The sequence below is a fragment of the Pandoraea faecigallinarum genome (assembly GCF_001029105.3).
GTDB classification, from domain to species: Bacteria; Pseudomonadota; Gammaproteobacteria; order Burkholderiales; family Burkholderiaceae; genus Pandoraea; species Pandoraea faecigallinarum.
The window spans coordinates 4,849,693-4,874,353 of sequence record NZ_CP011807.3 but is presented as its reverse complement, the minus strand read 5'-3'; the positions used below and the strand labels follow the sequence as shown (position 1 = coordinate 4,874,353).

At 61.9% G+C, this 24,661-nt stretch carries 33 protein-coding genes; 26 read left to right on the top strand and 7 right to left on the bottom strand.

Going from position 1 to position 24,661, the window contains the following annotated elements; genetic code table 11:
* Positions 1-10 precede the first annotated feature (10 nt).
* Together AB870_RS21485 and AB870_RS21480 are read right to left on the bottom strand one after the other, a co-directional pair.
* A complete protein-coding gene (locus AB870_RS21485) occupies positions 11-1,297 on the bottom strand; it encodes an MFS transporter (protein WP_047906217.1) in 1,287 nt (428 codons plus the stop codon).
* 121 nt (positions 1,298-1,418) lie between these two features.
* On the bottom strand, positions 1,419-2,615 hold the full coding sequence (locus AB870_RS21480; protein ID WP_047906216.1) for an amino acid aminotransferase: 1,197 nt from the start codon (positions 2,613-2,615) through the stop codon (positions 1,419-1,421).
* A 133-nt stretch (positions 2,616-2,748) separates the two neighbouring features.
* Between AB870_RS21480 and AB870_RS21475 the strand changes: the two genes are divergently transcribed.
* A complete protein-coding gene (locus AB870_RS21475) occupies positions 2,749-3,675 on the top strand; it encodes a LysR family transcriptional regulator (RefSeq protein WP_047906215.1) in 927 nt (308 codons plus the stop codon).
* A gap of 113 nt (positions 3,676-3,788) precedes the next feature.
* Here AB870_RS21475 and AB870_RS21470 read toward each other — a convergent pair whose 3' ends face one another.
* Positions 3,789-4,310: a hypothetical protein gene (locus AB870_RS21470; protein ID WP_053059474.1), complete on the bottom strand. Its 522-nt coding sequence runs from the start codon at positions 4,308-4,310 to the stop codon at positions 3,789-3,791.
* 282 nt (positions 4,311-4,592) lie between these two features.
* Here AB870_RS21470 and AB870_RS21465 point away from each other — a divergent pair, with 282 nt between their 5' ends.
* Positions 4,593-5,303 (top strand): dienelactone hydrolase family protein, encoded by a 711-nt coding sequence (locus AB870_RS21465; RefSeq protein WP_047906214.1) that lies wholly within the window; start codon positions 4,593-4,595, stop codon positions 5,301-5,303.
* A gap of 396 nt (positions 5,304-5,699) precedes the next feature.
* Here AB870_RS21465 and AB870_RS21460 read toward each other — a convergent pair whose 3' ends face one another.
* Positions 5,700-6,008: a DUF4148 domain-containing protein gene (locus AB870_RS21460; RefSeq protein WP_071386901.1), complete on the bottom strand. Its 309-nt coding sequence runs from the start codon at positions 6,006-6,008 to the stop codon at positions 5,700-5,702.
* A gap of 150 nt (positions 6,009-6,158) precedes the next feature.
* Between AB870_RS21460 and AB870_RS21455 the strand changes: the two genes are divergently transcribed.
* Together AB870_RS21455 and AB870_RS21450 are read left to right on the top strand one after the other, a co-directional pair.
* On the top strand, positions 6,159-6,557 hold the full coding sequence (locus AB870_RS21455; protein WP_047906212.1) for a CopD family protein: 399 nt from the start codon (positions 6,159-6,161) through the stop codon (positions 6,555-6,557).
* Positions 6,558-6,702: 145 nt separating this feature from the next.
* Positions 6,703-7,494 carry an AraC family transcriptional regulator gene (locus tag AB870_RS21450; protein ID WP_047906211.1) on the top strand — a complete coding sequence of 264 codons (792 nt, stop codon included), beginning with the start codon at positions 6,703-6,705 and terminating at the stop codon, positions 7,492-7,494.
* Here the strand turns inward: AB870_RS21450 and AB870_RS21445 are convergent.
* The 3 genes from AB870_RS21445 to AB870_RS21435 all read right to left on the bottom strand — a co-directional run bounded on the left by AB870_RS21445 (position 7,442) and on the right by AB870_RS21435 (position 11,229).
* Complete coding sequence (locus tag AB870_RS21445) at positions 7,442-8,164, bottom strand: HAD family hydrolase (protein WP_047906210.1); 723 nt, start codon at positions 8,162-8,164, stop codon at positions 7,442-7,444. The genes AB870_RS21450 and AB870_RS21445 overlap by 53 nt on opposite strands.
* A gap of 176 nt (positions 8,165-8,340) precedes the next feature.
* Positions 8,341-9,714, bottom strand: a complete 1,374-nt coding sequence (locus tag AB870_RS21440; RefSeq protein ID WP_047906209.1) for a hypothetical protein — start codon at positions 9,712-9,714, stop codon at positions 8,341-8,343.
* Between the two features lie 120 nt (positions 9,715-9,834).
* Positions 9,835-11,229, bottom strand: a complete 1,395-nt coding sequence (locus AB870_RS21435) for an aminotransferase-like domain-containing protein (RefSeq protein WP_047906208.1) — start codon at positions 11,227-11,229, stop codon at positions 9,835-9,837.
* 377 nt (positions 11,230-11,606) lie between these two features.
* On the opposite strand from AB870_RS21435, the gene rpsL reads away from it, so the two are divergent.
* The 22 genes from rpsL to rplR all read left to right on the top strand — a co-directional run bounded on the left by rpsL (position 11,607) and on the right by rplR (position 24,649).
* Complete coding sequence (gene rpsL, locus AB870_RS21430; protein ID WP_010804142.1) at positions 11,607-11,981, top strand: 30S ribosomal protein S12; 375 nt, start codon at positions 11,607-11,609, stop codon at positions 11,979-11,981.
* A gap of 126 nt (positions 11,982-12,107) precedes the next feature.
* Positions 12,108-12,578: a 30S ribosomal protein S7 gene (gene rpsG / locus AB870_RS21425; protein WP_023593821.1), complete on the top strand. Its 471-nt coding sequence runs from the start codon at positions 12,108-12,110 to the stop codon at positions 12,576-12,578.
* Between the two features lie 117 nt (positions 12,579-12,695).
* The gene (gene fusA / locus AB870_RS21420) at positions 12,696-14,798 is read left to right on the top strand and encodes an elongation factor G (RefSeq protein ID WP_047906207.1); all 2,103 of its coding nucleotides are present in this window, start codon (positions 12,696-12,698) and stop codon (positions 14,796-14,798) included.
* An 82-nt stretch (positions 14,799-14,880) separates the two neighbouring features.
* Positions 14,881-16,089 (top strand): elongation factor Tu, encoded by a 1,209-nt coding sequence (gene tuf / locus AB870_RS21415; RefSeq protein WP_047906206.1) that lies wholly within the window; start codon positions 14,881-14,883, stop codon positions 16,087-16,089.
* A 121-nt stretch (positions 16,090-16,210) separates the two neighbouring features.
* On the top strand, positions 16,211-16,522 hold the full coding sequence (rpsJ, locus tag AB870_RS21410; RefSeq protein ID WP_010804138.1) for a 30S ribosomal protein S10: 312 nt from the start codon (positions 16,211-16,213) through the stop codon (positions 16,520-16,522).
* A gap of 206 nt (positions 16,523-16,728) precedes the next feature.
* Positions 16,729-17,385, top strand: a complete 657-nt coding sequence (gene rplC / locus AB870_RS21405) for a 50S ribosomal protein L3 (protein WP_047908532.1) — start codon at positions 16,729-16,731, stop codon at positions 17,383-17,385.
* A gap of 2 nt (positions 17,386-17,387) precedes the next feature.
* Positions 17,388-18,008, top strand: a complete 621-nt coding sequence (rplD, locus tag AB870_RS21400) for a 50S ribosomal protein L4 (RefSeq protein ID WP_010804136.1) — start codon at positions 17,388-17,390, stop codon at positions 18,006-18,008.
* Positions 18,005-18,319, top strand: coding sequence for a 50S ribosomal protein L23 (gene rplW / locus AB870_RS21395; RefSeq protein WP_010804135.1), 315 nt, complete (start codon positions 18,005-18,007; stop codon positions 18,317-18,319). The genes rplD and rplW overlap by 4 nt, the downstream gene beginning before the upstream one ends.
* A gap of 2 nt (positions 18,320-18,321) precedes the next feature.
* Positions 18,322-19,149, top strand: a complete 828-nt coding sequence (rplB, locus tag AB870_RS21390) for a 50S ribosomal protein L2 (RefSeq protein ID WP_044457326.1) — start codon at positions 18,322-18,324, stop codon at positions 19,147-19,149.
* A gap of 13 nt (positions 19,150-19,162) precedes the next feature.
* A complete protein-coding gene (gene rpsS, locus AB870_RS21385) occupies positions 19,163-19,438 on the top strand; it encodes a 30S ribosomal protein S19 (RefSeq protein ID WP_010804133.1) in 276 nt (91 codons plus the stop codon).
* A 10-nt stretch (positions 19,439-19,448) separates the two neighbouring features.
* Positions 19,449-19,778 carry a 50S ribosomal protein L22 gene (gene rplV, locus AB870_RS21380; RefSeq protein ID WP_023593826.1) on the top strand — a complete coding sequence of 110 codons (330 nt, stop codon included), beginning with the start codon at positions 19,449-19,451 and terminating at the stop codon, positions 19,776-19,778.
* Between the two features lie 9 nt (positions 19,779-19,787).
* On the top strand, positions 19,788-20,591 hold the full coding sequence (gene rpsC, locus AB870_RS21375) for a 30S ribosomal protein S3 (RefSeq protein ID WP_039393724.1): 804 nt from the start codon (positions 19,788-19,790) through the stop codon (positions 20,589-20,591).
* A gap of 2 nt (positions 20,592-20,593) precedes the next feature.
* Complete coding sequence (rplP, locus tag AB870_RS21370; protein ID WP_010804130.1) at positions 20,594-21,010, top strand: 50S ribosomal protein L16; 417 nt, start codon at positions 20,594-20,596, stop codon at positions 21,008-21,010.
* Positions 21,011-21,024: 14 nt separating this feature from the next.
* Positions 21,025-21,219 (top strand): 50S ribosomal protein L29, encoded by a 195-nt coding sequence (gene rpmC, locus AB870_RS21365; RefSeq protein WP_010804129.1) that lies wholly within the window; start codon positions 21,025-21,027, stop codon positions 21,217-21,219.
* Positions 21,216-21,488: a 30S ribosomal protein S17 gene (gene rpsQ, locus AB870_RS21360; protein ID WP_039393722.1), complete on the top strand. Its 273-nt coding sequence runs from the start codon at positions 21,216-21,218 to the stop codon at positions 21,486-21,488. Before rpmC ends, rpsQ begins: the two co-directional genes overlap by 4 nt.
* A 265-nt stretch (positions 21,489-21,753) precedes the next feature.
* Positions 21,754-22,122 (top strand): 50S ribosomal protein L14, encoded by a 369-nt coding sequence (gene rplN / locus AB870_RS21355; RefSeq protein ID WP_010804127.1) that lies wholly within the window; start codon positions 21,754-21,756, stop codon positions 22,120-22,122.
* An 11-nt stretch (positions 22,123-22,133) separates the two neighbouring features.
* Entirely contained in the window at positions 22,134-22,442 is a 309-nt protein-coding gene (gene rplX, locus AB870_RS21350) for a 50S ribosomal protein L24 (protein WP_023593828.1), read from the top strand.
* 19 nt (positions 22,443-22,461) lie between these two features.
* A complete protein-coding gene (gene rplE, locus AB870_RS21345; RefSeq protein ID WP_023593829.1) occupies positions 22,462-23,001 on the top strand; it encodes a 50S ribosomal protein L5 in 540 nt (179 codons plus the stop codon).
* Between the two features lie 7 nt (positions 23,002-23,008).
* Positions 23,009-23,314 (top strand): 30S ribosomal protein S14, encoded by a 306-nt coding sequence (gene rpsN / locus AB870_RS21340; RefSeq protein ID WP_039393717.1) that lies wholly within the window; start codon positions 23,009-23,011, stop codon positions 23,312-23,314.
* 13 nt (positions 23,315-23,327) lie between these two features.
* Positions 23,328-23,723 (top strand): 30S ribosomal protein S8, encoded by a 396-nt coding sequence (rpsH, locus tag AB870_RS21335; RefSeq protein WP_010804123.1) that lies wholly within the window; start codon positions 23,328-23,330, stop codon positions 23,721-23,723.
* A gap of 15 nt (positions 23,724-23,738) precedes the next feature.
* On the top strand, positions 23,739-24,272 hold the full coding sequence (gene rplF / locus AB870_RS21330; RefSeq protein ID WP_047906205.1) for a 50S ribosomal protein L6: 534 nt from the start codon (positions 23,739-23,741) through the stop codon (positions 24,270-24,272).
* Between the two features lie 11 nt (positions 24,273-24,283).
* Positions 24,284-24,649: a 50S ribosomal protein L18 gene (gene rplR, locus AB870_RS21325; RefSeq protein WP_010804121.1), complete on the top strand. Its 366-nt coding sequence runs from the start codon at positions 24,284-24,286 to the stop codon at positions 24,647-24,649.
* The last annotated feature ends 12 nt before the right edge of the window (positions 24,650-24,661 follow it).

The window sequence follows — 24,661 nt, the reverse complement described above, 5'->3', positions numbered from 1 at the left end:
CCGGTAACGCTCACCGTACGCCGGTGTGTCGATACACCTGGCTCAGGGCGATCAGGCCCGCGGCGGCCGCAGCCATCATGTAGAAGCTCGGTGCCAGTTTGCTGCCCGTGGCGTTGATCAGCCACGTGAGGATGAACGGGGCGAAGCCGCCGAAGAACGTCACCGAAAGGTTGTACGAGAGCGACAGACCCGTCGTGCGTGTCTTCACGGGGAAGATCTCGGAGGCCAGCGCCGGCAGTGGCGCGAAGTAGACCGTCATCAGCACGCCGAGCAGCGTTTGCAGCGCGAGCATCATGCCGAAGCTCGGGTATGCCGAGAGCAGCCAGAACATGGGCCAGATCGACACCAGCAACAAGGCTGCCGCGATCATCATGGGCCGGGCGCGTCCCACACGATCCGACCACGCGCCCACGACCGGCGACAGGAACATCTGCACGATGCCCGTGGCGAGCGTGGCCGCGAACGCCACCGAGGCGGGCAACCCCAACTGTTTGATCGCATACGTCGGCATGTACAGCACGAGATACGTCGAAACCGTTGCGACGACCACAGCGCCTACGGCCAGCAGCAGACGCATCTTCTGATGGCCGAGCGTATCGCGCAACGGCGTCTGGGTGGGTTCGGCTTCCAGAAATTCCGGTGTCTCGCTCACGTGGCGACGGATGTAATACGCGACGGGGCCGATCAGCAAACCGAACAGGAACGGTACGCGCCATCCCCAGCTCTGCATCTGCTCCGGCGACAACGTGCCGGTGAGTACGGCGCCGAAGCCGGCGGCAAGCAGTGTCGTCAGGCCCTGGCTCGCCACCTGAAAGCTGGCGAAGAAGCCGCGCCGCTGTGGGGCATGCTCGGCGAGAAACGCAGTGGCACTGCCGAACTCGCCGCCGGCGGAAAAGCCCTGAATCATGCGCGCCAGCACGATGCCGATGGGCGCCATCACACCGATGGTCTCGTAGGTGGGCATGAACGCGATGATCGCCGTGCCCGCCATCATCAACAAGATGGTCAGCGTGAGCGCTTCGCGACGTCCGCGACGGTCTGCATAGACACCGATTACGATGGCGCCCAGCGGCCGCATGAAGAACGACACGCCAAAGGTGCCGAGCGTGAGCAGCAGCGAGGTCGTATCGTCGTGCGCGGGGAAGAACAGCTTCGCGATCGTCACGGCGAAAAAGCCGTACACGACGAGGTCGAACCATTCGAGCGCGTTCCCGATGGACGCCGAGACCACCGCGCGCCAGGTATGTGAAGGAACCTCCCGGTCGAGGCGGACACCGGCAGCCGAGGCAGTATTCATGTTGTCTCCAGTCGTTGTTTTATAGGTGCTGCATGCGCTTTGCGGCGGGCATGCGCGCCGTTCGTTGCTCTGGCGAAGCGCGAGGTAGGCAGGCAGCGCTGCACGCCGCCCGGTCGCTGCATTACTGCGTGAGCACCTGCGCGATGGCGTGTGCCACGGTGTCGACGTTGCGCGTGTTCAGTCCTGCCACGCACATGCGTCCGGAGCGCAGCAGATAAACGCCATGCGTCTCGCGCAATGTGTCGGCCTGTGCGGCGGAAAGTCCGGTGTAGGTGAACATGCCGCGCTGCGCCACGTAGCGCGACAGCTTTTCGCCGCTGACGTGTGGGGCCAGACGTGCGTGAATTTGCGAGCGCATCGTGGCAATGCGGGTGCGCATGCTGTCAAGTTCGGCTTCCCATGCACGTCGCAGCGGGGGCGTGCTCAGCACCTGCGCGACGAGCCGTGCGCCATGCGTGGGCGGGTTGCTGTAGTTCGCCCGCACGGTGCCGGTCAGCTGGCCGAACACGCGCGACGCTTCGTCCGCTGTGGCGCACACCACCGACAGCGCGCCACAGCGCTCGCCGTAGAGGGAGAAGTTCTTGGAGAACGAGTTCGCGACGACCGTCGGCACGCCCGCGCCGGTGAGAGCGCGTACGGCAAACGCGTCGGCGTCGAGCCCGTCGCCGAAGCCCTGATAGGCCATGTCGACGAAGGCAATCAGCCCACGCTCGCGCAGTACGGGAACGAGGGCCTGCCATTGTGACTGCGACAGATCGACGCCGGTCGGGTTGTGGCAACACGCATGCAGCAGCACGATGCTGCACGGCGGCAGTGCGGCGATGGTTTGCATCATCGCGTCGAAGCGCAGGCCCCCGGTGGCGTCGTCGTAATACGGATAAGTCTCCACGGGAAAGCCTGCGCTCTCGAACACCACGCGATGGTTGTCCCAACTGGGATCGCTGATCCAGACGGTGCTCTCGCGAAAGTAGCGCTTGAGGAAATCGGCGCCCACGCGCAGTGCGCCGCCGCCGCCCAGCGTCTGCAATGTCGCAATGCGCTGCTCGCGCCGTGCGGCGCTGTGTTCGCCAAAGACCAGGGCCTGCACGGCGTCGCGGTACGCCGCGGTACCCGCCATCGGCAGATAGGGGCGCGGGCCGATGTCGGAGAGGACCGCGGTTTCCGCATCGCGCACGGCTTGCATGACCGGCAAACGGCCATCGTCGTCGAAATAGATGCCGATGGACAGATTGACCTTGTGCGGGCGCGGATCGTGACCGAAGGCTTCGTTCAGGCTGAGGATGGGGTCGCCGGGGTAGGCGTCGACTTGGGAAAACATGCGTCTCGCTCCGTCTCGATGCTGAAGGAATTCATGAGGGGAATTTTGAAAATCGATTGTGGGCGACGTGCCTTTGCGGAACAATCAATCGATTCTGGTCCATTCGTAAGCGAAACTTGATAATGGAAGCGTCATGCCCCTGACCCGCGTCACGTTGCGCCAGTTCGAAGCACTGGTGGCCATTGCCGAGTTGCACAGCTTCGCCGAGGCGGGAAATCGCCTGGGACTCACGTCGTCCGCCGTAAGTCAGTTGGTGGCCGAACTGGAGTCTGTGCTCGGCTTTCGTGTCTTCGATCGCACCACGCGGCGTGTGGCGCTCTCCAGTGCGGGGCGCGATTTTCTTTCGTCGGCGGAGTCGGTGCTGCGGCACGTGCAGGCGGCGGAAAAAACGGCGGACGATCTGCGCAATCGCGCTGCCGGTATCGTGCGTGTGGGCGCGCCGTTGGTGCTCGCGAGCATGGCGTTGCCGGCGGCGATTCGCGAGTACACGGCGTCGCGTCCGAAGGTGGTCGTGCGCGTTGTCGACACGCCGGTCGATGCGCTCATCGATCATGTCGCCAGCGGCGATCTCGACCTCGCCATCGGCCCCAACCGCGCGACGGGCGCTCACGTGGCCGCCTCACCGGCGTTCGACAGCCCCTGGGTGCTGTGGTGCGCGCCGACGCATGCGTTGGCGCGTCGCCGCCGTGTGCGCTGGATGGACTTGCGCGACACGCCGCTCGTCGCGGCAGGGCGCGATCATGAGCGCAGTGTCGCGCAAATGCGCTCGTCCGCGCCGCCCGATGCCCGCATCGCGTCCATCGATGTCGTGGACAACGTGACGACCGCGCTCGGCGTCGCATCGCAAGGGCTGGCGGCGACGCTCACGCCCGGATACGTGGCGGCGCTGGCCCAATCGTTCGGGCTGGAAATGCGCCGGGTGATCGCGCCGGAGACGATACGTCAGGTGTGTGTGTATCGTCCGCTCTCGCGCGCCGCGTCGCCGGCGGCGGAGGGATTTGCGGAGTTCTTGCTGGCCTGGCTGCCGAAGTGGAACCAGAAGGTCATGAAGGCCTCGTAGGCAACGGCAATGCGCGGGCGGGAAAGCCCGTTTCGGTGCCGATGGTATGCGGGGTGTGCCCGCCAACGCCGGGGCAAGAGATGCCTTCCGGCTGGCCCGCGGCGCCCGCTGGTTCAACGACGCCCGGTCTCGGGCGGCGGCAGCGCTGCCAGATCCTCACTGAGTTGTGCACGCAGCGTGGCAATGGCCGCTGCGGTGTCGGCGGGTTTCAGCGCTTCGCGTGCGATGGCGTCGCGCAGGTGATGACGCAGCATGGGGTCGCGGGTTTGCGAAAGCGTCTCGCGATAGAACGGCAGGACCTGCTCCGGATGACCGCCGACGCGGTACAGGTGGGCGATCTCGTCGATGGTGCGCGCGGCAGCGAAGCCGGGGCCGGGCGCACCGCCCGGTGCCATCGGAGCTATCGGACCTGTCGGACCCATCGGGCCACGCAGGCCCGGGCCGCAGGCGTGTGGTCCCATGCCCGGCGGGGGGGTGTCGGCGGCCGGTACGGCCGTTGCTGCGTTTTGCGGCTGCGCGGGCGGCAACGGGTCGGTGGTCGCGGCGGCGGCGCGCACGCTCGCGGCGCCGGTGGTGGCCAGAGCGAGCGCCAGGGCGAACCCGCTGACGATCCGGCGCATGGATAACTTGATCATATGGACTCCATATCGAAATCGTGCGAAGAAAGCATCGAACGACGGAGCCCAGCGTAACGCGCAACGAATCGTCGGCAGCGCGCCGGTAACGCGGGGAAAGGCAACTTCGCTGCGAAGCCTGTGCCAAGGGCGGGCTGTGCGAACAGGGAAAACTCCCTATACTGATCCGGCGTTTCCGTGTCCCGCCATCCCGGGCAGTCGCCCGGTTCGCGCACGCCTCACGGCGTTGCGAAGCGATGGCAGAACACGGGCTTTTCCCCTCTTCTTGATGGAGCAACTTCCGTGTCGAACAGTCAATGGATCAAGGTCGAAACCGTGGACGGCGCCTTCGACGCCTATCTGGCGTTGCCGCCGAACGGTAAGACGGCAAACGCTCAGGGCGTGGTGCTGGTGCAGGAAATCTTCGGGGTGAACGAGCACATTCGCGGTGTGGCCGATCAATACGCGATGGACGGTTATGTCGTGTTGGCGCCGGACATCTTCTGGCGTGCGGCGCCGCGCATCGAACTCGGCTATGCGGGCGACGACATGAGCCGCGCAATGGAGCTGCGCAAGTCGGTCGACGTCGAGAAGGCCGTGAAGGATATCGAGGCAACGGTCAAGGCGCTGCGCGGCCGGCTCGATGCCGGGGCGAAGGTGGCCGCGATCGGCTATTGCTTCGGCGGTCTGCTGTCGTATCTGAGCGCCGCGCGCGCTCAGGTCGATGCCGCCGTGCCGTACTACGGTGGCGGCATTCACAACTATCTGGACGAGGCGGCCAATCTGAACGTCCCGACGCAGTTCCATTACGGCGCGCTGGACTCTCACATCACGCCGGACATCGTCACGCAGGTGAGCAATGCCGTGAAGTCGCGTCCGAACACCGAAGTCTTCGTGTATCCGAACGCGGATCACGGCTTCAACTGTTGGGCGCGGGCGTCGTATCACCAGCCGTCGGCGGCACTGGCTCATGGCCGTGCGCTCGAATTCCTGGCGAAGTCGTTCAACAAGTAGCCGTTCGCCCGGCGCGTTGCCGCATTGCCTGTGCGAAACCGCGCGATAGTGGCGAAGAAGCCCGCCCTGAAGTGGCCCCAAGCGCTGGACGTCAATCCAACTCCTGAGGAGCGCTCCACCGGCGGGCTTCTTCGTTTTCTGCGCGAGGCGAACCGAGATGGCGATGATCGTGGGGCCACGACCGTCTCTCGCTACGGCGCTCGCTAAAAAAGCCCGTCACCGAAGCGACGGGCAAAGTCCTGTGCGTCGAACCGCTACGCACAGCGACAGGAGTCTTAGGTCGGGAAGACCGGAGATCACACTGTGCACCGGCTCGCCGGTGCGTCGTTATGCGCAGAACGCGCGCCGCGCCACGGCCCTTCTTCGAGGAAGGGACTCGCGGCGCGACGAGTTACATTACGAACCGAAGTAGGTCGTGCCGGCACGCGGCAGACCGCCCACCGAACCCGCGGCGAGCGTGGCGCTCGCCACAGCCGGTTGGGCGCTCGCCGCTGCCTTCGGGTAGACGGCGTCGTGTTGCACGACCAGACCGGCCTGTTGAGCCTGCACCAGTTCTTCGCGAACCTGTGCGCGGGTCAGCACGCTGGTTTGCGGGACCCACGAGAATTCCGAGGGACCGTCGAACGCGTCGCTGGCGAAAGCCGAACCGGCCGAAACAGCCAGCATTGCGGAAACCAGAGCCGAGGTAATAAGAGTGCGCTTCATGATGTTTTCTCCTGTCTTTTGAAGGGGGCGATGTGCATTCATCGTCGACAGTTGAAGTGTATTAATGCGACTTCTTGCGATAAAGACGACTTATCACAAGCAACTCTTGCTTAGACAGAAATAATTGTTCGGACTTGGAGGAGGCCGTCGATGCTCTATCCGTGGATCAAGGCACTGCATTTGATCGCCGTCATCACGTTCATTGCCGGGCTGGTGACGATGGCGCTGGGTGGACGGCTGGCCCAATCCGAGTGGCGCCGCGTGGCGCGGCGCGCCGACTATGGACTGGCGTCGCCCGCCTTGATCGTGGTGTGGATCACCGGCCCGGTGCTTGCCGTCATGGCGCACTGGTGGCATGCGCCGTGGCTCATGGCCAAGCTGGTGTTCGTCGTTGTCGTTTCCGCACTTCACGGGCGTTTGTCGGCCACGTTGCGGCGTATGGAGCGCGATGCAAGCCAGTCGCCGCCCGCGCTGTTTCGGCGGGCGCTGCCGCTCACGCTGGCGTTGACGGCGGTCATCGTGGCGCTGGTCGTCGTCAAGCCGTTATGAGCGGCGCGCGCGCCGGATTGGCGCCGTAAGCAAATCGGATCGGATACCGTTCGAATCGGCTTGGTGCGGGTGCTGCGGCGATGTTACGCTGGCGGCGTCGCCTCCTATAGGTCCCGAAATTCGCCTTTTCAGAGGCTTGGTGCCAATGCCGATCACCAGTGCGTTACCCCTGGAGTTTCAGGCTCACGACCGTTCCGTCGGCGTGTTGGCGAAAGATTACCCGGACGGTCATGTCGTGCGCCCGCACAGCCATCGTCGCGCGCAGTTGATGTACGCATGTGCCGGGATTCTCGAAGTCCGCACGGATACGTCGTTTTGGGTCATTCCGCCGCAGCGTGCGCTATGGATTCCGGCCGACGTGACGCATGAAGTGCGTATGCGCGGCAAAGTCGAAATGCGCACGATCTACGTCGACGTTGCGCGTTGCGGGATTTCGGCACCTGATACCCCGGTGGTGATCCGCGTCTCCGCGTTGCTGCGCGAGCTGATATTGCGGGCCATGACGCTGCCGCCTGACTGGTCGCCGCACGGAAAGGATGCGCTGGTGATCGCGCTGCTGCTTCAGGAGGTGGAGTGGAAGAGCGATTCGCCGCTGCAATTGCAGGTGCCGCGCGACGCGCGTCTGCGCAAGATCTTCGACACCTATCTGAGCACCCCCGCCGACACGCGCAGCCTTCAGGATTGGGCGGTCGAGGTGGGCGCGTCGAGCCGGACGCTGGAACGCCGCTTCATGACGGAGTTCGGATTGCCGTTCCGGGAGTGGCGTCAGCAGATGCGTCTGCCGGGGGCGTTGCCGTTGCTGGGGGCCGGTCGGCCCATCACGCAAGTCGCGCTCGAAGTCGGTTACGACACCCCGAGCGCGTTTTCCACCATGTTCCGGCGCTTTATGGGCGTGACGCCAAGCGAGTACCTGACGCGCGCCCGCGGCCCGGATTGAGCCAGTGCATGGCGTCCCACATGTCGTCGTAGACCGGCACGCCCTCGTCGAGCAAAGGTGAGCGCTGGCGCTTCGAGCCGATGCCGACGAAATCGATGCCGAGTTGGCGCGCGACCTTCAGATCCCACATGCCGTCGCCGATGGAAACAATGGCGCGCGGACGCGTGATGCCGTAGCCAGCCCGGGCGCGCTTGATCGCCTCCGCCACCAGTTGCTCGCGTGAACTGTATTCGGACGCCGTAATGAGCATCGCGTCGGTGTAGTCGATGGCGACCGAACGTAGCTTGCGGTGGCTTACCTGCCGGATGCCGCCCGTGGCGAACACGACGCCCCAACGCGAGCGGTGCGCCGCCTCGACGAACGCACGTGCGCCGGGAATCTCGGCCAGACCGTGGGCATTGAGCAGGGCGGTGAAACGCTCGTCGATCTCGTGCTCGAAGCGGGCGAGGTCGTGGGGTTGCGGCAAGGCGCGTCCGTTTTCGGCGTGCGCGTGAATCAGAATGCCGGTGTCGGTGTGATGCGGATAGCTACTCCAGTCGGTGTTGAGCACTTCGAACGCCAGAGACTCCATTGCGCCGAGCAGCGCGCGCTGATGAATACGGACCGAATCGGTCAGCGTGCCGTCGACATCGAGTACCAGAATGCTGTCTTTCTCGAAACTTGCCTGCATGGCGGGGAGTGGAGTCGTGTCAGAGCGGGCGGTGCAAATGCAACCACCGAATTGTGGGAGTGTACGAATTCGTCGCGCCGGGCAAAACGTGCCGAGTGACACCTGCTACGCCTGACGCGACAGAAAGAGCTACAGGAACTGATAGCTTGACGCCGGGCAGCCCGGCCCCTTGCGGATCAGCCGTAACGGGGGCGTGCTCGCGCCTTGTAGTGTTTGTCCAGACGTTCCAGTTCGGCAATCGCCCGAGCCAGATCGTCCAGGGACGCCTGACGGGGCGGCGATGGCCGGCGGCGGGGTGTCGCTGTCACGGCTGGCACCGGCGCCCGTCTTGCCGCCGGCTTGGGCGCGCCGGGGTGGGGCGAATCGAGCAGACGCGCGGGCAGGACGCTTTCCTGTGCCGAGTTTGGCCCGGGCGCCGGTGCCCGGGTTTGCGTGGATGTCGCCGGTGGGGGCGTCGCCGGTGCCGTCGGCGTCGTCACGGCATTGGAGGCATTGGAGGCATTGGAGGCATTCGAGGCGCGCTCATCCGCCGAAGGCCAGCAGCGCCGCTGACGGACGTGCGCATGCGACGTGGGCGCGAGCGTCTCGCGTGTAGCCCCATAGGCGAATTCGCCATAGCGCCGGTGCCCGTCGTGCAAGTACTCGGCCAGCGTGCGGACGATGTTGCCGCCATGCGGCAAAACGCGCATCCGCAGGTCCGTCGTCTGAAAATGCGCCGGAACGTCGCCGAATATCCGATGCCGATGTTCCCGGGCGTGCGCTCGCGGATCCTGCCGGACGAGTTCGATCGTTTCCGCCGACGCCAGAGACACGAGCAAGGTTTGCGTCGCGCCGTTGCCCGGAATGCGGAGGTATGCGCCGAGCATGGCGTCGCGCACCGCCGGTTCGCCCGAGGGAATGGCGATATCCCCGCCGGTGAACGGTACCCGAATGCCGTGACGCCGGGCTTCCTGTTCGGTGGTGAGGACACGCTGGAAGGTCATTTGCGGCACTTCGATGTAAGCGTCCGTACGATTGAGCAGCCGATGCATGCCCGGGGACAGCTGGTTCAGGCGCTTGGTCAGTCGGGCCTCGAGAGCGTGGACGGCGTAGCGGCCCTGCGATTCGGCGTGGCGGGTCAGGGCGAAGGCATGGTTCAGGGCGTCGGCATCGCGCCCTTGTGCCGCAAGGGCGGTGCGCAGCGCGGGCGGGAGCGACGCCTCGCAGCCCGCGAGCAGCAGGCGGGTGGCGCTGACGTCGATGCGTACGTCGGCAGGGAGGTCGAGCAGGCAGTTCTCATGATCGTTGCGGCTGCCCACGACGCATACCGGCCGTACGTCGGTCAGCCGTTGCGCAAACACGCGTGCGCGAGTGGCTGGCAGAGGCGATCCGTCGGCGGTGTCGGGCGCTTGTGGGATAGAGAACGGCGCGATGTTCGCGATGGGCACGGTCGTGGCTCGCGTCAATGCTGTCGACAGGTCGTGTGTCCGCACCTGCGGGGAGGGCATTGCGCTCCAGTCGTGAGTCAGGGCAAGGGCGCCTGCCAGCCATTCGCCAAATGTGTAGAGCATCGTTGTGACTCCGGTTGAGATCAAGGGTCGTTCCCCGTGGTGGCCGGAGTATTCCCATTGCCCGGAACCGGGTTGTCGCGTCGGGACGCCTCGATTTGTATTTCCGACGCGTCGCGGCTCTCACACGATGGCGGCGCGCAGACTGGGCGGCGCTTCGCGCAATAGCGAGCGCAACCGCTTGAGCGCACTCGCCAGACGCTCCGGATCGCGTACCCCGCCCAGCGAAATGCGGATGGCGTTGGGAGCGTCCGGTGTCAGGCAAAAGGCGTCGGCCGGGGTCACGGCCAAACCTTCCGCACGCGCGGCGATCGTCAACTCGCGAGCCGTCCACGGCGCAGGAAGGAAGTGCCAAAGGTGGATGCCCTGCACCGGCGCGGTATGGGCATCGCCGAGGATGTCGGCGGCAATCGCCTGGCGTTGGGCGGCCGCGTCTTTCACACCGTGCATGATGCGGTCCGCCGTGCCGTCGTGAATCCATTGCGTCGCCAGTCCTGCCATCAACGGCGGCGCCATCAGCGCGAAGGAGTGCAGCGTGCTCAGGAAGACGTCGCGCGCCCGCCCGTCGGCCAGCCGCACGTAGGCGGTACGCAGCCCGGGGGTAAGGCATTTCGACAACGTCGAAATATAGTGAACGCGATGCGGTGCCAGGCGGGCCAGCGGCGGCGGAGCGTCCGGGGTGAGACGCCAGTACGGGTCGTCTTCGATCAGCGTCAGGTCGAGCTTCTCGGCAACCGCGATCAGTTCCCGGCGGCGGCCCTCGGGCATGGTGCGGGTGGTCGGGTTCTGGAGCGTCGGGTTCAGATAGACGAGGCGGGCGCGATGTCGCGTGGCGGCTTCGGCAAGCGCGTCGGGCAGCATGCCGTCGTCGTCCACGGGCACACTTTCCAGTTGACGGTCGAGCGAGCGCGCCGCGCTCCGCACGCCCGGATAGACGATCGGCTCGCACAACACCGTGTCGTCGCGAGCGGTGTCCATGAGCAACAACGCCGCCAGCGTAGCCTGCGCGCCGGGGCAGACCAATACGTCCGCCGGATCGAGCGGGCCGAGCATCGGGGTAAGCCACAAGGCGCCGGCCTGACGGTCGGCTACGCCCCCATCGCCCAGTTGGTAAGCCATGAGCATCGAGGCGTCCGTGTGACGCAGCACGTCGTCGATGCCTTTTTGCAGCAATTCGCCGAGGAACAGCCCCGCGGGCGCGGGCGGTATGTTCATCCCCAGATCCAGCACCTGATCGAGCGCCACGCGTGGCGTACTCACGAACGTGCCGAGCGGACCGCGCCCTTCGATGGCGTTACGGTCGCGTGCCCGGTTGTAAGCACGAGTGACGGTCGTGAAATCGATACCGAGCCACGACGCCAGTTCGCGCTGCGCCGGCAGGCGGTCGCCCGGTCGCAGACGGCCGTCTGCAACGGATTGCTCGATGAAGCTCGCCAGCCGCAGATACCGGGGGCCTTTGCCTGCGGTAAGAGCGGGTTTCCAGAACGTCGCGCGCAGGGTGTCGTGGGAAGTGTCCATAGCGATGTCGGTATTATGTATGGATATATGCGCGTAAATACGCGGTGCATGCAGTGTAGTTTGCATACATAGGCGTCGCAAGATTTGTGTTCGGGAAAGAGGGACGCAACTTGGGCTGGCGCGCGGATTCGGGTTTGGACGTTAACAATCAACGACTTACGGCGGCAGTTTACGCGAGAGTGCGTTGACACTTGCGTAGGTCACAGGTATAGTCGCAGGCTCCGGTTTTTCCGGCGGTATGCCTGTGTCTAATGCAAAGTGCTTACGCATCAAGCGTTTAGGTGCGGGTAATCCGCAAGAACAACCGGGGAGTATGCAGTAAGGTCGCATGATGCCCGCCTTGGCTTTCATGCTTTTGACACGTTTAGGAAATCACAATGCCAACGATTAACCAATTGGTCCGCAAGCCGCGCACCTCTGCTCAGATCAAGAGCAAGAGCCCGGCACTGCAGGACTGCCCGCAGCGTCGCGGCGTGTGCACCCGTGTGTACACCACGACGCCGAAGAAGCCGAACTCCGCTCTGCGTAAGGTCGCCAAGGTGCGTCTGACGAACGGTTTCGAAGTCATTTCGTACATCGGCGGTGAAGGTCACAACCTGCAAGAACACTCGGTCGTGCTGATTCGCGGCGGTCGTGTGAAGGACTTGCCGGGTGTGCGTTACCACATGGTGCGCGGTAGCCTCGACACGCAAGGTGTCAAGGACCGTAAGCAGGCCCGTTCGAAGTACGGCGCGAAGCGTCCGAAGGCCTAAGCGGCTTGGCGGATATACGTTCGGTGATGGTGGTGCATCGTCACTGAGTAAGTGGTCACTCGGCCGGAGAAAGGCTAGTAGGTGACCTGGAGCCTGGCTCCAACTGAATCAATTAAGGAAGAAATCATGCCGCGTCGTCGCGAAGTCCCCAAGCGCGAAGTGTTGCCCGATCCGAAGTTCGGCAACGTTGAAGTCGCTAAATTCATGAACGTGCTCATGCTTGCCGGCAAGAAGTCGGTGGCGGAGCGCATCGTTTATGGTGCTTTCGAGCAGATCCAAACCAAGGCGGGCAAGGATCCGCTGGAAGTCTTCAACACCGCTCTCGGCAACGTGAAGCCGGTGGTTGAAGTCAAGAGCCGCCGTGTTGGCGGTGCAAACTATCAGGTTCCGGTCGAAGTGCGTCCGTCGCGTCGTATGGCATTGGCGATGCGTTGGTTGCGTGAGGCCGCGAAAAAGCGTAGCGAGAAGTCGATGGCCCTGCGCCTGGCAGGTGAGCTGATCGAGGCCTCGGAAGGCCGTGGCGGCGCCATGAAGAAGCGTGACGAAGTTCACCGCATGGCCGAAGCCAACAAGGCATTCTCGCACTTCCGCTTCTGACGCTGGCAAGCAGTACCTAGAGCAGAAACCGGGGCGGGTGCGCATGAGAAATTGCGCCTCGCCCGTTTGTGTTAGTAGCCCCCTCAAAAATGGCGGCTACATTGAAAGAGGCTTAAAGTGGCTCGTACAACCCCTATCGAGCGCTACCGCAACATCGGTATTAGCGCTCACATCGACGCAGGTAAAACCACGACGACCGAGCGCATTTTGTTCTACACCGGTGTGAACCACAAGATCGGTGAAGTGCACGATGGCGCGGCGACGATGGACTGGATGGAGCAGGAACAAGAGCGCGGCATTACGATTACGTCGGCCGCCACGACCTGCTTCTGGTCCGGCATGGCCAACAACTACCAAAAGCACCGCATCAACATCATCGACACCCCGGGCCACGTCGACTTCACGATCGAAGTCGAGCGCTCGATGCGTGTTCTCGATGGCGCATGCATGGTGTATTGCGCCGTGGGTGGCGTGCAGCCCCAGTCGGAAACCGTTTGGCGTCAGGCCAACAAGTACGGTGTGCCGCGTCTGGCGTTCGTCAACAAGATGGACCGTACCGGCGCGAACTTCTTCAAGGTCTACGACCAGTTGAAGAACCGTCTGAAGGCAAACCCGGTGCCGGTAGTGGTGCCGATTGGCGCCGAAGAAAACTTCAAGGGCGTGGTCGACCTCATCAAGATGAAGGCGATCATTTGGGATGAAGCCTCCCAGGGCATGAAGTTCGAGTACACCGACATTCCGGCCGAGTTGCAAGCTGACGCCGAGAAGTGGCGTGAAGGCATGGTCGAAGCGGCCGCCGAGTCGAGCGAAGAGATGATGAACAAGTACCTGGAAGAGGGTACCCTCCCCGAGGCTGACATCATCGAAGGTCTTCGTCTGCGTACCATCGCGTGCGAAATTCAGCCGATGCTGTGCGGTACCGCGTTCAAGAACAAGGGTGTGCAGCGTATGCTGGATGCCGTGATCGACTTCCTGCCGTCGCCGGTCGACATTCCGCCGGTCAAGGGTACGGACGACAAGGAACAGCCGGCCGAGCGCAAGGCATCGGACGACGAGAAGTTCTCGTCGCTGGCGTTCAAGATCATGACGGACCCGTTCGTCGGTCAGTTGATCTTCTTCCGTGTGTACTCGGGCGTCGTGAACAAGGGCGACACGCTGCTGAACTCGGTCAAGGGCAAGAAGGAACGCCTCGGCCGTATCGTGCAGATGCACGCGAACCAGCGTGAAGAAATCGACGAAGTGCGCGCTGGCGACATCGCGGCTGCCGTCGGTCTGAAGGACGCAACGACCGGTGACACGCTGTGCGACCCGTCGGCCCCGATCGTGCTCGAGCGCATGGTGTTCCCGGAGCCGGTGATTTCGCAGGCTGTCGAGCCGAAGACCAAGGTCGACCAGGAAAAGATGGGCCTCGCCCTGAACCGCCTGGCGCAGGAAGATCCGTCGTTCCGCGTGCAAACCGATGAAGAATCGGGTCAGACCATCATTTCGGGTATGGGCGAGCTCCACCTCGAAATTCTGGTCGATCGCATGAAGCGCGAATTCGGCGTGGAAGCCAACATCGGCGCTCCGCAGGTGGCCTACCGCGAAACCATTCGCGCAACGGCAACCGACGTGGAAGGCAAGTTCGTCAAGCAGTCGGGCGGTCGCGGCCAGTTCGGTCACGCTGTCATTACGCTTGAGCCGAGCGAGCAAGGCGCTGGCTACAAGTTCCTCGACGAGATCAAGGGTGGTGTGATTCCGCGCGAATACATCCCGGCCGTTGACAAGGGTATTCAAGACACCCTCAAGAGCGGTGTTCTCGCCGGCTTCCCGGTGGTTGACGTCACGGTTCACCTGACGTTCGGTTCGTACCACGACGTGGACTCGAACGAAAACGCGTTCCGCATGGCCGGTTCGATGGCTTTCAAGGAAGCCATGCGCCGCGCCAAGCCGGTGATTCTCGAGCCGATGATGGCCGTGGAAGTGGAAACGCCGGAAGACTACATGGGTAACGTGATGGGCGACTTGTCGAGCCGTCGCGGGATTATCCAGGGCATGGACGACATGGTCGGCGGCGGCAAGATTGTGCGCGCTGAAGTTCCGCTGTCGGAAATGTTTGGTTATTCGACCGCGCTGCGTTCGGCCACGCAAGGCCGCGCCACGTACACGATGGAGTTCAAGCACTACGCCGAAGCTCCGAAGAACGTGAGCGAAGCCATCATCAGCGCCAAGAGCAAGTAATTGAATTGAGGGGTGTCTGCATCACGAGATGCAGCGCCCGTCACACTGTTTAATCGTCTATTCAGTATCTGAGGATCCGGAAATGGCAAAGGAAAAATTCGAGCGGACCAAGCCGCACGTGAACGTTGGTACCATCGGCCACGTTGACCACGGCAAGACCACCCTGACGGCTGCTATCGCAACGGTTCTGTCGTCGAAGTTCGGCGGCGAAGCCAAGAAGTACGACGAAATCGACGCAGCGCCGGAAGAAAAGGCACGCGGTATTACGATCAACACCGCGCACATCGAGTACGAAACGGCCAACCGCCACTACGCACACGTTGACTGCCCGGGCCACGCCGACTACGTCAAGAACATGATTACCGGTGCTGCCCAGATGGACGGCGCTATCCTGGTTTGCTCGGCTGCCGACGGCCCGATGCCGCAAACGCGCGAGCACATCCTGCTGGCCCGTCAGGTTGGCGTGCCGTACATCATCGTGTTCCTGAACAAGTGCGACATGGTCGACGATGCCGAGCTGCTCGAGCTGGTCGAAATGGAAGTTCGCGAACTCCTGTCGAAGTACGACTTCCCGGGCGACGATCTGCCGATCATCAAGGGTTCGGCCAAGCTGGCGCTGGAAGGCGACAAGGGCGAACTCGGCGAAGAGGCCATCATGAAGCTGGCTGAGGCGCTCGACACGTACATCCCGACGCCGGAGCGCGCCATCGACAAGGCATTCCTGATGCCGGTGGAAGACGTGTTCTCGATCTCGGGTCGCGGTACCGTTGTGACCGGCCGTGTCGAATCGGGCGTGATCAAGGTCGGCGAGGAAATCGAAATCGTCGGTATCGCCATGGACGGCGACAAGCCGAAGATCGACAAGACGACCTGCACGGGCGTCGAAATGTTCCGCAAGCTGCTCGACCAGGGTCAGGCAGGCGACAACGTCGGTATTCTGCTGCGCGGCACGAAGCGTGAAGACGTCCAGCGTGGTCAGGTTCTGGCCAAGCCGGGCTCGATCAAGCCGCACCGCAAGTTCACGGGCGAAGTGTACGTTCTGTCGAAGGATGAAGGTGGTCGTCACACCCCGTTCTTCAACAACTACCGCCCGCAGTTCTACTTCCGTACGACGGACGTGACGGGCTCGATCAAGCTGCCGGCCGACAAGGAAATGGTCATGCCGGGCGACAACGTCTCGATCGAAGTCGAGCTGATCCAGCCGATCGCTATGGATGACGGTCTGCGTTTCGCAATCCGCGAAGGTGGCCGTACCGTCGGCGCCGGCGTGGTTGCCAAGATCCTCGACTAATCATTGCGGATCCGATGAAGCGGGTGCCGGTTCGCCGGCGCCCGTTTCTCAAAAGTCTGTTCGCTCTTTGTGATTTACCCGGCGCCCGAACGAGGGTTGCCACGCTCTTTGGAGAATTTCCATGCAGAACCAGAAGATTCGCATCCGCCTGAAAGCTTTCGACTACCGCCTGATCGACCAGTCGGCTGCCGAAATCGTTGAGACCGCCAAGCGCACCGGCGCAATCGTCAAGGGCCCGGTGCCCCTGCCGACGCGCATCGAACGTTTCGACATTCTGCGTTCGCCGCACGTCAACAAGACGTCGCGCGACCAGCTCGAAATCCGTACGCACCAGCGCCTGATGGACATCGTCGATCCGACGGACAAGACCGTTGACGCGCTGATGAAGCTGGACCTGCCGGCTGGCGTCGACGTCGAAATCAAGCTGCAATAAGGCTTGCGAGCGGTTTCGCTCTCGAAAGCCCCGCCAATGCTGGAGCCGGCGGGGCTTTTGTTATGTGATTTAGCAACACTTGTCAAGCGATAAAAGTCCGCCTATAATGGCGGGCTCAAGTGTAGTTTTGAAAAGATGGGCCACGTCCGTGGACCATCCTTTTGTCATTTAGCCCCGGCCAATCGCAGTCGGGAATGGAGAAAATCATGAGCCTTGGCCTTGTCGGTCGCAAGGTTGGCATGACGCGTATTTTCACGGACGACGGCGATTCGATTCCCGTCACCGTGCTCGACGTGTCTAACAACCGTGTGACGCAAATCAAGACGGATGAAACGGACGGCTATACCGCCGTTCAAGTCACTTTCGGCAATCGTCGCGCCAAGCGCGTGACCAAAGCCGCCGCCGGTCACTACGCGAAAGCGGGTGTCGAAGCCGGTGAAATCCTCAAGGAATTCCGCATCGATGCTGCCAAAGCTGCTGAATTGCAGCCGGGCGCAGTGGTCGGTGTCGACCTGTTTCAGGTAGGCCAGAAGGTTGACGTGCAAGGCGTGTCGATCGGTAAGGGCTACGCCGGTACCATCAAGCGTTACAACTTCGCTTCGGGCCGCGCATCGCACGGTAACTCGCGTTCGCACAACGTGCCGGGTTCGATCGGTATGGCGCAGGATCCGGGTCGTGTGTTCCCGGGTAAGCGCATGACGGGTCATCTCGGTGACGTCACCACGACGGTGCAGAATCTCGAAATCGCGCGCATTGACGCTGAACGTGGCCTGATCTTCGTGAAGGGTGCCGTTCCGGGCGCCAACGAAGGCAAGGTTTTCGTGACCTCGGCCGTCAAAGCCAAACTCGCGAAGGGAGCGTAACAATGGAACTGAAGCTCCTGAATGAGCAAGGTCAGGAAGGCGCTGCTGTCAACGCGTCGGACGTCGTGTTCGGCCGTGACTACAACGAAGCGCTGATCCATCAGGTTGTGGTGGCTTATCAAGCCAACGCCCGTAGCGGCAATCGTGCGCAGAAGGACCGTGAACAGGTCAAGCACACGACGAAGAAGCCGTGGCGTCAGAAGGGTACGGGCCGCGCTCGTGCCGGTATGTCGTCGAGCCCGCTGTGGCGCGGCGGTGGCCGTATCTTCCCGAATTCGCCGGAAGAGAACTTCACCCACAAGGTCAACAAGAAGATGTACCGCGCCGGTGTGTGCTCGATTCTGTCGCAGCTCGCCCGTGAAGGTCGTCTGTCGGTCGTCGAGGACATCAAGCTGGATGCCCCGAAGACCAAACTGCTCGCTGAAAAGATCAAGGCCATGGGCCTTGAGTCGGTGCTGCTGATCACGGATAGCGTGGACGAGAACCTGTTCCTGGCCTCGCGCAATCTGGCTCACGTTGCCGTCACCGAGCCGCGTTTCGCCGACCCGCTGTCGCTCATCTACTTCAAGAAGGTGCTGCTGACGAAGGGCGCGATCGCCAAGATTGAGGAGATGCTGTCATGAGCGACGTGCGTAAAAACGACCATCGTCTGTACCAGGTCTTGCTCGCGCCGGTGATCTCCGAGAAGGCGACGCTGGTGGCTGACAAGAATGAACAAGTGGTGTTCCAAGTTGCACGCGACGCGAACAAGCAAGAAGTGAAGGCTGCTGTTGAGCTTCTCTTCAAGGTTGAAGTCGAGTCGGTGCAAATCCTGAACCGTAAGGGCAAGCAAAAGCGCTTTGGCCGCTTCATGGGTCGTCGCGACCACGAGAAGAAGGCTTACGTGAGCTTGAAGCCGGGCCAGGAAATCAATTTTGAAGCGGAGGCCAAGTAATCATGGCACTCGTCAAAACGAAACCGACGTCGCCGGGCCGCCGTTCGCTGGTCAAGGTCGTCAACAAGGATCTGCATAAGGGCAAGCCGTTCGCCCCGCTGCTCGATACCAAGAGCAAGACCGCTGGCCGTAACAACAACGGTCACATCACCACCCGTCATATGGGTGGCGGTCACAAGCAGCACTACCGTATCGTCGACTTCCGTCGCAACAAGGACGGCATCACGGCGAAGGTCGAGCGTCTTGAGTACGATCCGAATCGCAGCGCGAACATCGCACTGCTGTGCTACGCCGACGGCGAGCGTCGTTACATCCTTGCACCGAAGGGCATGACCGTCGGCCAGCAAGTGGTGAGCGGCTCGGAAGCTCCGATCAAGGCTGGCAACACGCTGCCGATCCGTAACATTCCGGTCGGTACGACGATCCACGGCATCGAACTGCTGCCGGGCAAGGGCGCACAAATCGCCCGTGCCGCTGGTACGTCCGCCATGCTGCTGGCACGCGAAGGCACGTACGCTCAAGTGCGTCTGCGTTCGGGTGAAGTGCGTCGCGTGCACATCGAGTGCCGCGCCACCATCGGTGAAGTCGGCAATGAAGAGCACAGCCTGCGCCAATTGGGCAAGGCCGGTGCCAAGCGTTGGCGCGGTATTCGCCCGACCGTTCGCGGTGTGGCGATGAACCCGGTGGATCACCCGCACGGTGGTGGTGAAGGTCGTACGGCTGCTGGTCGTCATCCGGTCAGCCCGTGGGGTCAGCATACCAAGGGTAAGCGTACCCGCTCGACCAAGCGCACCGACAGCATGATCGTTCAGCGTCGCAAGAAGCGTTAATTGGAGCTAGCAAATGACTCGTTCTGTTAAAAAAGGTCCGTTTTGCGACGCTCATCTGCTGAAGAAGGTGGAAGCAGCAGCCGCATCGCGTGACAAGAAGCCGATCAAGACCTGGTCGCGCCGTTCGACCGTCCTGCCCGATTTCATCGGTCTGACGATCGCTGTGCACAATGGCCGTCAACACGTGCCGGTGTACGTGACGGAAAACATGGTCGGCCACAAGCTGGGTGAGTTCGCTCTCACCCGTACCTTCAAGGGCCATGCGGCCGACAAGAAGGCGAAGAAATAAGGGGCCGATCATGGAAGTGAAAGCAATTCATCGCGGTGCCCGTATCTCGGCGCAGAAGACGCGTCTGGTCGCTGACCAGATCCGCGGCCTGCCGCTGGAGCGTGCGCTCAATGTTCTGACCTTCTCGCCGAAGAAGGCCGCGGTCATCATCAAGAAGGTGCTGGAGTCGGCTATCGCCAACGCCGAGCACAATGAAGGTGCTGACATCGACGAGCTGCGCGTCAAGGGCATCTACGTTGACAAGGCGACCTCGCTCAAGCGTTTCACCGCGCGCGCCAAGGGCCGTGGTAACCGCATCGAGAAGCAAACCTGTCACATCACTGTGACGCTGGGCAACTAAGGGGTCACGATGGGACAGAAAATTCATCCGACTGGCTTCCGTCTGGCTGTCAGTCGTAACTGGGCTTCGCGTTGGTACGCGAACAACCAGGATTTCGCGAAAATGCTGCAGGAAGATATCGGCGTTCGCGATTACCTGAAGAAGAAGCTGAAGAACGCTTCGGTTGGCCGCGTGGTCATCGAGCGTCCGGCCAAGAATGCACGTATCACGATTTTCAGCTCGCGTCCGGGCGTTGTGATCGGCAAGAAGGGCGAGGACATCGAAATCCTCAAGGCTGAGCTGCAAAAGCGCATGGGCGTGCCCGTGCACGTGAACATCGAAGAAATCCGCAAGCCGGAAACCGATGCACAGCTCATCGCCGACTCGATTGCTCAGCAGCTCGAGCGCCGTATCATGTTCCGTCGCGCAATGAAGCGTGCGATGCAGAACGCGATGCGTCTGGGTGCCCAGGGCATCAAGATCATGAGCGCTGGCCGTCTGAACGGCATCGAAATCGCTCGTACCGAGTGGTACCGTGAAGGTCGTGTGCCCCTGCACACCCTGCGCGCCGACATCGACTACGCGACCTCGGAAGCGAAGACGACGTACGGCATCATCGGTATCAAGGTGTGGGTGTACAAGGGTGACACGCTGGGCCGCAACGACGCTCCGGTGGCTGAAGAGCCGGCCGAAGAAAAGCGTCCGCGCCGCAATGCGCGTCCGGGCGACCGTCGCCCCCGTCGTGACGACGCTGGCGACAAGGCCGGTGCGAAGCGCGGTGGTGCACGCCGTCCGGCTGGCAAGCCTGAAGGCGACGCCAAGACTGGAGAATAATCATGCTGCAACCGAAACGCAGAAAGTATCGCAAAGAGCAGAAGGGCCGTAACACTGGCGTCGCCACCCGTGGCAACGAAGTGTCGTTCGGCGAATTCGGCCTGAAGGCGGTCGGTCGTGGTCGCCTGACGGCTCGTCAAATCGAAGCTGCTCGTCGTGCCATGACCCGCCACATCAAGCGTGGCGGCCGTATCTGGATCCGTATCTTCCCGGACAAGCCGATCTCGCAAAAGCCGGCAGAAGTGCGTATGGGTAACGGTAAGGGTAACCCGGAGTACTACGTCGCCGAGATTCAGCCGGGCAAGATGCTGTACGAAATGGACGGTGTGGATGAAGCGCTGGCGCGCGAGGCGTTCCGCCTGGCCGCGGCCAAGCTGCCGATTCAGACGACGTTCTTCGTACGTCGCCTTGGCGCCTGAAGGGAGAATTTGAAATGAAAGCATCCGAACTTCGTGCCAAGGATGTCGACGGCCTGAACAAGGAACTGTCGGATCTGTTGAAGGCCCAATTCGGTCTTCGCATGCAAGCGGGCACCCAACAGCTGAGCAACACCAGCCAGCTGAAGAAGGTGCGCAAGGACATCGCGCGTGTGCGTACCGTGTTGACTGAGAAGGCGAGCCAGAAATGAACGATACCGCTAAGACTTCGCTGAAGCGCACCCTCGTTGGTCGCGTTGTCAGCGATAAGATGGACAAGACGGTTACCGTGCTGATCGAGCGTCAAATGAAGCACCCGCTCTACGGCAAGTACATCGTGCGCTCGAAGAAGTACCACGCACACGATGAAACCAACCAGTACAAGGAAGGCGACCTGGTCGAGATTCAAGAATCCCGCCCGCTGTCGAAGACCAAGGCCTGGACGGTTGCCCGTCTCGTGGAAGCTGCCCGTATCATCTAAGGCAGTCTGAAGCGAAGGCTTGACTTGCAAGTCCGGAATTATCATTGTATAATTCCGGACTTTCCGCTTCTTTCGCCAAAACCGGTCTTTGGTTTCGCAAGGGAGTGGATGGCTTCCGAAGCCGATTCGTATCCTCTACGGGTCTGGACGAGGTAGCAAGGTTGTCCACTTTTGAACGACTCAACCCAAACGGCATCCTTTGGTGCTGACGGGGACCAAGACTGACCGACGCCCAGGTGTCGGATTAAGTTGGGAAGATAACACCATGATTCAAACTGAAACCCGGCTCGAAGTAGCCGACAACACCGGTGCGCGCGAAGTGATGTGCATCAAGGTGCTGGGCGGCTCCAAGCGTCGCTACGCCGGCATTGGCGACATCATCAAGGTCAGCGTCAAGGATGCTGCCCCGCGTGGTCGCGTCAAGAAGGGCGAAATCTACAACGCAGTGGTCGTGCGCACCGCCAAGGGCGTGCGTCGCCAGGACGGCTCGCTGGTCAAATTCGACGGCAATGCCGCCGTGCTGCTTAACACCAAGCTTGAGCCGATCGGCACCCGTATCTTCGGGCCGGTTACGCGTGAACTGCGTACCGAACGCTTCATGAAGATCGTGTCGCTGGCCCCGGAAGTGCTGTAAGGAGCCGACACATGAACAAGATTCGTAAGGGTGACCAAGTCATCGTTCTGACGGGTAAGGACAAGGCCAAGCGTGGCACGGTTCTCGCCGTTGATGGTGACAAGCTGGTCGTCGAGGGCGTAAACGTTGCCAAGAAGCACGTCAAGCCGAACCCGATGAAGGGCACGCAAGGTGGCGTGGTCGACAAGACGATGCCGATCCACGTTTCGAACGTGGCGCTGGTGGATGCCAATGGCAAGCCGTCGCGCGTGGGCATCAAGGTCGAAGACGGCAAGAAGGTCCGCTTCCTCAAGACGACCGGTGCGGTCGTCGGTGCCTAAGTCGCAGGGAGTATAGATAATGGCCCGTTTGCAAGAATTCTATAAGGACAAGATTGTCGCCGAGCTCACGAAGCAGTTCGGTTACAAGTCCGTCATGGAAGTGCCGCGCATCACCAAGATCACCCTGAACATGGGCCTTGGTCAAGCCGTCGCTGACAAGAAGATCATTGAGCACGCCGTTGGCGACCTCACGAAGATCGCCGGCCAGAAGCCGGTGGTGACGAAGGCTCGCAAGGCTATCGCCGGTTTCAAGATCCGCGAAGGTTACCCGATCGGTACGATGGTGACGCTGCGCGGTGAGCGCATGTTCGAATTCCTGGATCGTTTCATCACCGTGGCGCTGCCGCGCGTGCGTGACTTCCGCGGTATTTCGGGTCGTGCGTTCGACGGTCGTGGCAACTACAACATCGGTGTGAAGGAACAGATCATCTTCCCCGAAATCGAGTACGACAAAATCGACGCACTGCGTGGTCTGAACATCAGCATCACCACGACTGCGAAGACTGACGAAGAAGCCAAGGCTCTTCTGTCGGCGTTCAAATTCCCGTTCCGTAACTGAGGTAATCGTGGCTAAACTGGCACTTATCGAACGCGAAAAGAAGCGCGCCCGTCTGGCGGCGAAGTACGCTGGCAAGCGTGCTGACCTCAAAGCGATCATCGAAGACACCAGCAAGTCGGAAGACGAGCGTTATGAAGCACGTCTGGCGCTGCAACAGCTGCCGCGTAACGCCAACCCGACGCGTCAACGCAATCGTTGCGAGCTGACCGGTCGTCCGCGCGGCACGTTCCGCAAATTCGGCCTGGCCCGTAACAAGATCCGTGAAATCGCCTTCCGTGGCGAAATCCCGGGCGTGACCAAAGCAAGCTGGTAATAGGAGAAGCACCATGAGCATGAGCGATCCTATCGCCGATATGCTGACTCGCATCCGCAACGCTCAGATGGTTGAGAAGGCATCGGTGAAGATGCCCTCGTCCAAGCTGAAGGTCTCGATCGCCAAGGTCCTGAAGGACGAAGGCTATATCGAAGATTTCGCGGTTGAAGCAGAAGAAACCAAGCCGGTGCTGAACATTGCACTGAAGTACTACGCTGGCCGTCCGGTGATCGAGCGCCTCGAGCGCGTTTCGCGCCCGGGTCTGCGTGTGTACAAGAGCCGCAACGACATCCCGCAGGTCATGAACGGCCTGGGCGTTGCAATCGTCTCGACCCCGAAGGGCGTGATGACGGATCGCAAGGCACGCGCCACTGGCGTGGGCGGCGAAGTCATCTGCTACGTGGCCTAACCGAGGAGAGTTGAAATGTCTCGAGTAGGTAAGAGTCCCATTGCACTGCCGAAGGGCGTTGAAGCAACGCTGGCTGGCAATGTACTGACGGTCAAGGGTGCCCTGGGTTCGTTGACCCGCGGCGTGAATGCCCTCGTGAGCGTCAAGATTGAAGACGGCACCATCACTTTCGCACCGGCCGACGAAAGCCGTGAAGCGAATGCGCTGTATGGTACGGAACGTGCGCTGGTCAACAACATGGTGACCGGTGTGAGCAAGGGTTTCGAAAAGAAGCTGCAACTCGTTGGCGTGGGTTACCGTGCCAAGGCTGAAGGTAACAACCTGAAGCTCGAGCTGGGTTTCTCGCACGATGTCGTGCATGCCATGCCGGAAGGCGTTAAGGCAGAGACCCCGACGCAGACGGAGATCATCATCAAGGGCGTTGATAAGCAACGCATCGGACAAGTGGCTGCGGAAGTTCGCGGTTACCGTCCGCCCGAGCCCTACAAGGGCAAGGGTGTCCGCTATGCGGACGAGGTGGTGATCCTCAAGGAAACCAAGAAGAAGTAAGGGTGCGAAACATGGACAAGAAACAATCTCGTGTGCGCCGCGCTCGCCAGACTCGTATCAAGCTGGCAGCTCAAAAGGTGCATCGCCTTTCCGTGCATCGCACCAACGTGCACATTTACGCGCAGGTTTTCTCGGAAGACGGCACGCAAGTGCTGGCCAGCGCTTCGACGCTGGAAGCCGAAGTGCGCAAGGAACTGGGCGACAAGGAAGGCAAGGGTGGCAACGCTGCCGCTGCTGCATTGATCGGTCGTCGTATCGCCGAAAAGGCGAAGGCTGCCGGCATCGAAAGCGTGGCTTTCGACCGCTCGGGCTTCCGCTATCACGGTCGCGTCAAGGCTCTGGCCGACGCTGCTCGTGAAGCCGGCCTCAAGTTCTAAGTAAGGATCCGT